An 8,104-nucleotide genomic window follows, 5' to 3' on the forward strand; every position below is an offset into this window, starting at 1 on the left:
GTGGCACATGGCTACGGAACGATCCGCATAACGGAATTGAATCACGAGTTTACAGCCATTGGCCCGGATTCGCTCGTCTTTACCGGCGATATTCGGGGTGGGCTTGAAGGCATGCACGTTTACAAAATCAACGATTTTTATTATCTGTACGGAACCTACGGCGGCGTTGACGGGATTCAGGTGACCCTGCGGTCGAAAAATATTTATGGCCCCTACGAGCAAAAAGTGGTGTTGGAAGAACGAACACCAGGCGTGAACTTTGGCGTTCATCAGGGAGCGCTCATCGAAACGCAAAGCGGCGAGTGGTGGACCATGCTTTTTGTTGATAGCGGCCCGTTTGGGCGCATGCCAAACCTGCAGCCGGTGAGCTGGGTTGACGGCTGGCCGATGGTTGGGCTTGACGGAAAGGCTGTTGTTACTTACCGCAAACCCAATGTCGGTAAAGAATATCCAGTGAAGGATTTCCCTCGTTCCGATGAGTTTGAAGGGAACACGCTCGGGATGCAATGGGGCTGGAACCATAATCCGAATCCGACCAAATGGTCTTTAACTGAGCATTCTGGATATCTGCGATTGAAAACAGCTAAAGTTGTTGCCGACCTGCTGGAAGCCAGAAACACGTTGACGCAACGTCCTTTTGCGCATTATAATCAGGCAATTCCGTCTGTAGCGACGACTCAAATAGATGTAACAAAAATGAAGAATGGTGATATCGCAGGTCTCGGTATTTTCCAGGAAGCTTATGCCTTTATTGCCGTGAAACAAGTTGCAGATGAGAAACAGCTCGTTATGGTAAATAAAGGTGATACAATTGCTTCAATCTCTTTGAAAAAAGCAAATAGCATTTACCTCCGGACAACGGCTTCGAACAAAAGCCGTTTGGCAACTTTCGAGTATAGTTACGATAATCAGAAGTTTGATAAGCTGGGTAATGAGTTGAGAATGAGTTTCAGCCTGAAAATGTTTACAGGGAACAAGTTCTGCCTGTTCAACTATGCAACTAAAGAAATTGGTGGGTATGTTGATTTCGACTGGTTCCGGGTGGAATAGTGCTTTGTTGTGAGTGACAGAGGATACGATGGATGAAAGAATTCCAAAATATTTGGGAAAAAGTATGTGATCCCGGGGAAAGCTCTCTGCTCTTTAAATCAATGTAACAGAAAATCTAACCAAACCAAAAAATAAACTTATGTACAAAAAACTAGAGGCAATTGCATTTGTAGCAATGTTATTTTTTTCCTGTTCTACGAACCTATTTGGGCAAAATCTGAAAATAAACGATCAGGAATACTTCGAAACGCAAGGGCTTAATGTCCTGGTGTTCAGTAATCAGTACAACGGGATGTTTTTTGACGAAAAAACTGCCGGGATTGAGCTGATCCATCATGGTGTCAGAACTGCTACCGGCGGGGCAATAAGACTTCAGAACACGCCTGAACAATGGGATTTGGTCCCCGTGCTTGTCAACAGGACGGTTGACCAGGAACACGGTACCATAGAAGTTGAACTGAGATACGAAGAGTTTGACTTTAATTCGAAAATTCGCGTCAGTGCAAAAGATAAAGGAGTCGAAATTGACGTTTATCTCGACAAACCGGTTCCTGAACAGTTGGAAGGTGCCGCCGGGCTGAACTTTGAATTTTTACCGGCTTCTTACTTCGAAAAAATGTATCTGGTTGATGGCAAGCCGGGCATATTTCCCCGTTATCCAGCGGGTCAAACCAAGATAGAACCTAAGTCTGAAAAAATTCCACAATTTGTCGGACACACCACCTTCGATGATCGCGGAAGGGACGAATTTATTGTGCCGTTTCCCTTGGCTTCAGGGAAAACCGTTGTGCTCGCTCCGGAAGATCCGGCCAATTATGTGAAAATTCAATCCGATACGCCGATCAGCCTTTTCGACGGGCGCAACCTGGCGCAAAACGGTTGGTTTATTGTCCGTAGTTTGCTTCCCGCAAACAAAACAGGCAAGGTGTTGAGCTGGTACCTCGAGCCCAACGCAATAGACGGTTGGGTTCGCAAGCCCGTTGTGGAATTTTCGCAGGTAGGTTATGTGCCGCAGCAGCAAAAAGTGGCCGTTATTGAACTGGATGCAAACGATAAGCCTTTGCCGACAGCTTCGATTTACCGAGTTACCGGGGATGGCAAATACCAAAAGGTGCTTGATGGAAAAGTGACTCTCTGGGGACAATACCTGCGCTACAATTATGCGAAATTTGATTTTAGCGAAGTGAAGGAACCCGGAATTTACTGCATTCAGTACGGCGATCAGCGAACCAATACTTTTCCGATTGATCCCGGCGTTTTTCAGGACGTCTGGCACCCGACACTCGATGTTTGGTTCCCGGTACAAATGGATCACATGCAGGTGAACGAAGCCTACCGAACCTGGCACGGCGAACCTTATAAGGATGATTGCCTTCAGGCTCCGGTAAATCACGAACATTTTGACGGTTACAGGCAGGGACCGACAACCGAAACGAAATACAAACCGCTGGAACGTATTCCGGGAATGGCCGTTGGCGGCTGGTTCGATGCCGGTGATTTCGATATTCAAACGGGCTCGCATAACAGCGTCATTTCAAACTTCGTTGACCTGTGGGAAGAGTTTAAAGTTGACCGCGACGAAACGTATATCGACCAAAAGACCCGCTATGTGGATATTCATCGTCCCGACGGGAAGCCCGATATTTTGCAACAAATCGAGCACGGTACTTTAAACCTGGTGGCACAATGCGAAAATATAGGCCACCCGGTGCGGGGTATTATTGTACCCAATTTGCATCAGTACCACCATTTGGGTGATGCTTCTACCGAGACGGACAATTTGCCTTACAATCCAAATCTGAAACCTTACGAAACCGATGGCATGTCGAGTGGCACCCTGGACGACCGTTGGGCTTTTACCAACCGGAGTTCATTCCTGGATTACCAGACCGCTGCAAGCCTGGCAGCAGCAGCCCGCGCGCTGAAGGGTTACAATGATGACCTTGCTGCAAGGAGCCTTTCCAGCGCTGTACGCTTGCTTGAGGAGGCTGACGAAGCAATGAAAAATGCCGCAGATAGTACCGATGAACCGTGGAGGCGGATGATGGCCCGCGGTGCTGACCTGAACACGGTTCTTCAACTGTACATTACAACAAAAGAAACGAAATACCTGGATCGGTTTGAAGCGAAAATATGGGATGCCCTTGAGCAACCTGCCGGCAACCGCGATTTTGGGCAAATGTTTTTTGCAGGCCGTAGCCTGGTTCCTGCCCTTAAAGCCATTCCTTATTTGGGTGACGCCTACAAAGAAAAATTGAAAGGCTACATCGTGAAATACAATGAATCGATAGTCGAAATGGAGAAAAGCAACCCGTACGGTCTGCCCATATCGCGCAGCGGCTGGGGAGGCAGCGGGATGATTGTGAATGCTGCTATTACAAGTTACTATGCACACGAAGCTTTCCCCGATATTATCAGCAAGGACGAAGTATTTAACGGCTTGAATTTTATTTTTGGTTGTCACCCGTATTCCAATATTTCGTTTGTGAATGCTGTCGGAACGCGTTCAAAAAAAGTGGCCTACGGAAACAACCGGGCTGATTTCACCACCATTGCAGGGGGCATTGTTCCCGGGCTGTTGTTACTGAAACCCGACTTCCTCGAAAATAAAGATGACTGGCCATTTCTGTGGGGCGAAAATGAAGTGACCATAGGCGGTTCTGCCGAATACATTTTCCTGTCAAACGCCGTGCAACATCTGGTTTCGGAGTAGTAAAGCGATCTTTTGTATTGTAAAATAAGAACATGATAACAATGAAAACAAAAGGTGAACTCAGAGCGAAACTGGCAGGGCTGGTCGTATTTTCAGGCTTGGTGATTGGCAATGTGTCAGCGCAAAACCCGATTATTCGTAACCAATTTTCGGCCGACCCTTCTGCTCGTATCTTCAATGGGAAGGTGTATGTTTTCCCGTCGCACGATATTCCGACGCCGTCTGAAAAGCCAGGTCGAAAGGATTGGTTTTGCATGGAGGACTATCACGTGTTTTCGTCGGAAAACCTGACCGATTGGACTGACCACGGTGTGATCGTCAGCCAGGAAAGTGTGCCGTGGGTCGATTCGGCCTCGTACAGCATGTGGGCTCCCGATTGCATTGAACGCAACGGAAAGTACTACTTCTATTTTCCCGCAAATACTAGGGTTGTTGATGCTAACGGACGCAAGGGTTTTGGAATTGGCGTAGCTGTTGCCGAGAACCCGGAAGGGCCTTACCTGCCGCAATCCACGCCGATTGAAGGGGTACACGGTATCGACCCCAACGTATTTATCGACAAGGACGGGCAAGCGTATTTGTACTGGTCGATGGGCAGAATTTTTGTGGCTAAACTGAAGGAAAACATGCTGGAGCTGGATTCTGAACCAATGGCAATTGCTAATCTGCCGGAAAAAGGATTAAAGGAAGGGCCTTACCTGTTTGAGCGTAGCGGAATTTATTACCTCACATTCCCGCATGTTGAAAACACCATTGAGCGGCTTGAATACGCAACGGCTGGCAATCCCATGGGGCCGTTTACCATGAAAGGAGTTATTATGGACGAGTCGCCGATGAATTGCTGGACGGTTCACCATTCTGTAGTTAACTTTCAGGGACAATGGTACTTGTTTTACCACCAGAATGAATATTCGCCGCAGTTCGATAAAAACCGTTCTATTTGTATGGATAGCTTGTCCTTCAATCCCGATGGCTCAATCTGTGAAGTAATCCCGACGCGCAGGGGGGTAGGACTAACCCCGGCCTCATCCCAGATTCAGCCCGACCGTTACAGTGCTAAAAGCGAAGGTGCATCTATTGCTTTTCTGGACACAGCCAACACCTTTGCCGGGTGGAAGACGGTTCTTCTGAGTGAGGGGGACTGGGTACAGTACAATGCGGTTGATTTTGGTGACGGAAAGTTAAAAGCCCTTCAACTAAGGGTGCAAAGTCAAAACAAAACCATGTTGAAAATCTGCCTGTATAATCCTAATGGAAAGGAGCTGATCCGTCGGCAAATCCCCGCTGAATCCGGGTGGCAACTGATTGATGTTTCAGGTCTTCCTGTGCTTGCCGGGGTTCACAACCTGGTGATATGCCTTGTTGGTGAAAATCCGGTTGAAATAGATTGGATTCAATTTAGGCCATAGAATAAACCAAACAAAAACAGTTATGAAAAAAATCTTACTCTCACTGGCTTTTGCGTTGCCGGTCATGCTGAATGCGCAAAACGCAACAATCCGTTTTGACGTTGACCGGACAGTGAGTAAAATCGACCCGAAAATATATGGTGTCTTCATGGAACCGATTCACTTTAACGGTGCCCGCATGGGACTGCCCGATACGGTTGAATTTAACACGCTTTACGGGACTTTGTACGACCCTTCGTCGCCGCTGGCTGATAATAATGGCTTCAGGAAGGATTACATAGATGCCATGAAGGAATTGAAAGTTACCAATATGCGCTGGCCCGGCGGTAACTTTTTGATGGGCTACAGCTGGCAGGATGGTATTGGACCTAAAGAGCAGCGTCCGGCGCGAATCAACCTGGCTTGGGGCGGGGTTGACAACAACCATGTTGGTACCGATGAATGGTTTGCCCTGAACAAAGCGATTGGTAGCGAGAATGTGGTCTGTGTCAATTTAGGGCTTGGCAATATTTTGGATGCCTGTTACTGGCTGGAGTATTGCAATTATCCCAAAGGGACTTATTACTCCGACCTGCGGGCAAAAAACGGACACCCCGAACCTTACGGCGTAAAAATATGGGATTTGGGAAACGAAGTTGACGGAGCTCCATGGGAGTTGGGACATAAAACAGCCGACGATTACGTAAAAATTGGCCGCGAAGCAGCTAAAGCTTTAAAGTCGGTTGACAGTTCGATAGACCTGGTAGCTTCGGGCTCGTCGTATTATGAAAGTACCGGGCAGTGGGTTGACTGGAACCGCAAAGTATTGCTCGGCATGGGCGATATGATTCATTACCTTTCCATTCACCGCTACTGGGAGAAGTCGGATGATTACTATTCGTACATGGGCGAAAGTGCCATGGATTTTGAAGAAAAAATCAATGTGGCAGCCAGCGAAATTGTGACGGCTAAAGCCATGAAAGGCTATACCAATCCCATTTATCTTTCGGTGGACGAGTGGGGTATCATGTCGCGCAACTTGCTGTCGGTACTGCCAATTGCCCAGTGTTTCAATTCGTTTATTCGCCACGCCGATGTGGTTAAAATGGCCAATTTTACCATGTTGACATCACTGCTCAACAACGACCGGGAGAAAGGGACTTTTAAAAGCCCGTTGTTCTATATTTTCAAAGCTTATTCCAATAACTGCCTCGGAAATTCGGTCGATACCTGGGTGCAATGCAACACCTTTGACGGCGAAAAGTACAAAGGCATTCCGTACCTCGATGTCACAACGGTCTATTCTCCTGACGATAAAATCGTTTACATCAATGTCGTCAATCGCAACAAGAATGAGGCGATTGCGGCGGATATTATTCCAACAACAGGCGAACTGTCAGGTGTGGCGGAAGCGACTTTAATCGCCGGTGCTGACCTGAACGAACCATTCACCTTTGATAATCAGGTGAAATATGTTCCGGTGACAAAGAGTGTAAATACAAGAAAAGATGGAGTTAGCTATTCATTTCCGGCTCACTCATTCACCCAGATAAAATTGAAACTGAATAAATAAGACAACAGCTCCCCGAGAGACTGAAGTCAGTGTGCTTTCAGGTGTTGGCTGGGGTTACTAATTCAATGATTCTGTAAACTATTCATTCCCGAAATAGAACAAACAAAAACAAAAGAACATCTTATGAAAATCCGTTTATTAACCGCATTGTTCGTATCTGTATTTATTGCAGGAAATACGCATGCACAATCTCTGACTGAAGTTGTCGAAGATTTTAAGCCTTCGTCGGTCAACCAAGCCGGTAGAGAATACCCTCAGGTGAATTCGGAAGGTCGGGTTCGCGTCCAGGTTGAAGCTCCTGATGCCAAATATGTCCAGCTCGATATTGGCGGGGTGAAGTACGACTTGAAGAAAGACGACAATGGCCTCTGGACAGGCGAATCGGCTCAGCAGGACGAAGGTTTCCATTATTACCAGTTGAATATTGACGGCGCTTCGGTGCCCGATCCCGGAAGCCTTTACTTTTACGGTGCCGGCCGTTGGGGAAGTGGTATTGAAATTCCTGCAGGAGATCAAGACTTTTATGCTGTGAAGGATGTCCCGCACGGCCAAGTTCGCGAGCAGATCTATTTTTCGAAAACCACGAATGGCATGCGTCGCTGTTTCATCTACACACCTCCCGGTTACGGTAAGGATGCCTCAAAACGTTACCCGGTACTTTACCTGCAACATGGCGGCGGCGAAAACGAAACAGGATGGTCAAATCAAGGACATGCCAACCTGATTATGGACAATCTGATTGCCGAAGGGAAAGCAGTTCCTTTTATAATTGTAATGGACAACGGTGCCTGGACCATGCCGAGAGGGGAGCGCCCTGCAGCCGGAAACTGGCCGCCGAAAGGTTGGGCGGATGGCTTTATGAATACCTTGCTCAATGATATTATTCCGATGGTTGACGCCAATTATCTAACAATAGCCGACCCTGAACACCGTGCTATGGCTGGTCTTTCAATGGGCGGTATGCAAACACGGGTAATTACCCTGGCTCACCCTGAAAAATTTTCGTACGTCGGTATGTTTAGTGGTGGAAGTATTACGACCGACGATCTGAAAGACTCTCCGGACTTCAGTAAAAATATCAAACTGGTTTTTGTTAGCTACGGAAGCCGCGAGATTGAAAACGGGCGGACTGGTTTTGGTGGTGACCCGAAAGCAAATACCGAAGCGTTGAAAGAGGCAGGGATGAACACCCATTTCTATGTTTCACCCTTAACGGCTCACGAGTGGCAAAGCTGGCGGCGTGGTTTGCACGAGTTTGCCCCGCTTATTTTCAAAAACTAAAAACTGGAACTGCTACATTTGACTGGACGGTAGGTTAAGTATAATTTATTTACCTATATTATGAGTCCTATGAGAAAGAAGTTTGACAAAGAATTTAAG

Annotated in this window: 5 protein-coding genes; all 5 read left to right on the forward strand. The window is 47.1% G+C overall.

The window, feature by feature from the left end:
- Positions 1-1,050: glycoside hydrolase family 43 protein (locus C8N47_RS18410; protein ID WP_170111449.1), on the forward strand; the 1,050-nt coding region annotated here is incomplete at its 5' end.
- Between the two features lie 139 nt (positions 1,051-1,189).
- On the forward strand, positions 1,190-3,763 hold the full coding sequence (locus C8N47_RS18415) for a glycoside hydrolase family 9 protein (protein WP_107824048.1): 2,574 nt from the start codon (positions 1,190-1,192) through the stop codon (positions 3,761-3,763).
- Positions 3,764-3,795: 32 nt separating this feature from the next.
- Complete coding sequence (locus C8N47_RS18420; protein ID WP_211316210.1) at positions 3,796-5,172, forward strand: family 43 glycosylhydrolase; 1,377 nt, start codon at positions 3,796-3,798, stop codon at positions 5,170-5,172.
- A 22-nt stretch (positions 5,173-5,194) separates the two neighbouring features.
- Positions 5,195-6,724, forward strand: coding sequence for an alpha-L-arabinofuranosidase C-terminal domain-containing protein (locus tag C8N47_RS18425; protein WP_107824050.1), 1,530 nt, complete (start codon positions 5,195-5,197; stop codon positions 6,722-6,724).
- Positions 6,725-6,847: 123 nt separating this feature from the next.
- On the forward strand, positions 6,848-8,005 hold the full coding sequence (locus C8N47_RS18430; protein WP_107824051.1) for an alpha/beta hydrolase-fold protein: 1,158 nt from the start codon (positions 6,848-6,850) through the stop codon (positions 8,003-8,005).
- Positions 8,006-8,104: the final 99 nt, after the last annotated feature.

The organism is Mangrovibacterium marinum (genome assembly GCF_003046625.1).
GTDB classification, from domain to species: domain Bacteria; phylum Bacteroidota; class Bacteroidia; order Bacteroidales; family Prolixibacteraceae; genus Mangrovibacterium; species Mangrovibacterium marinum.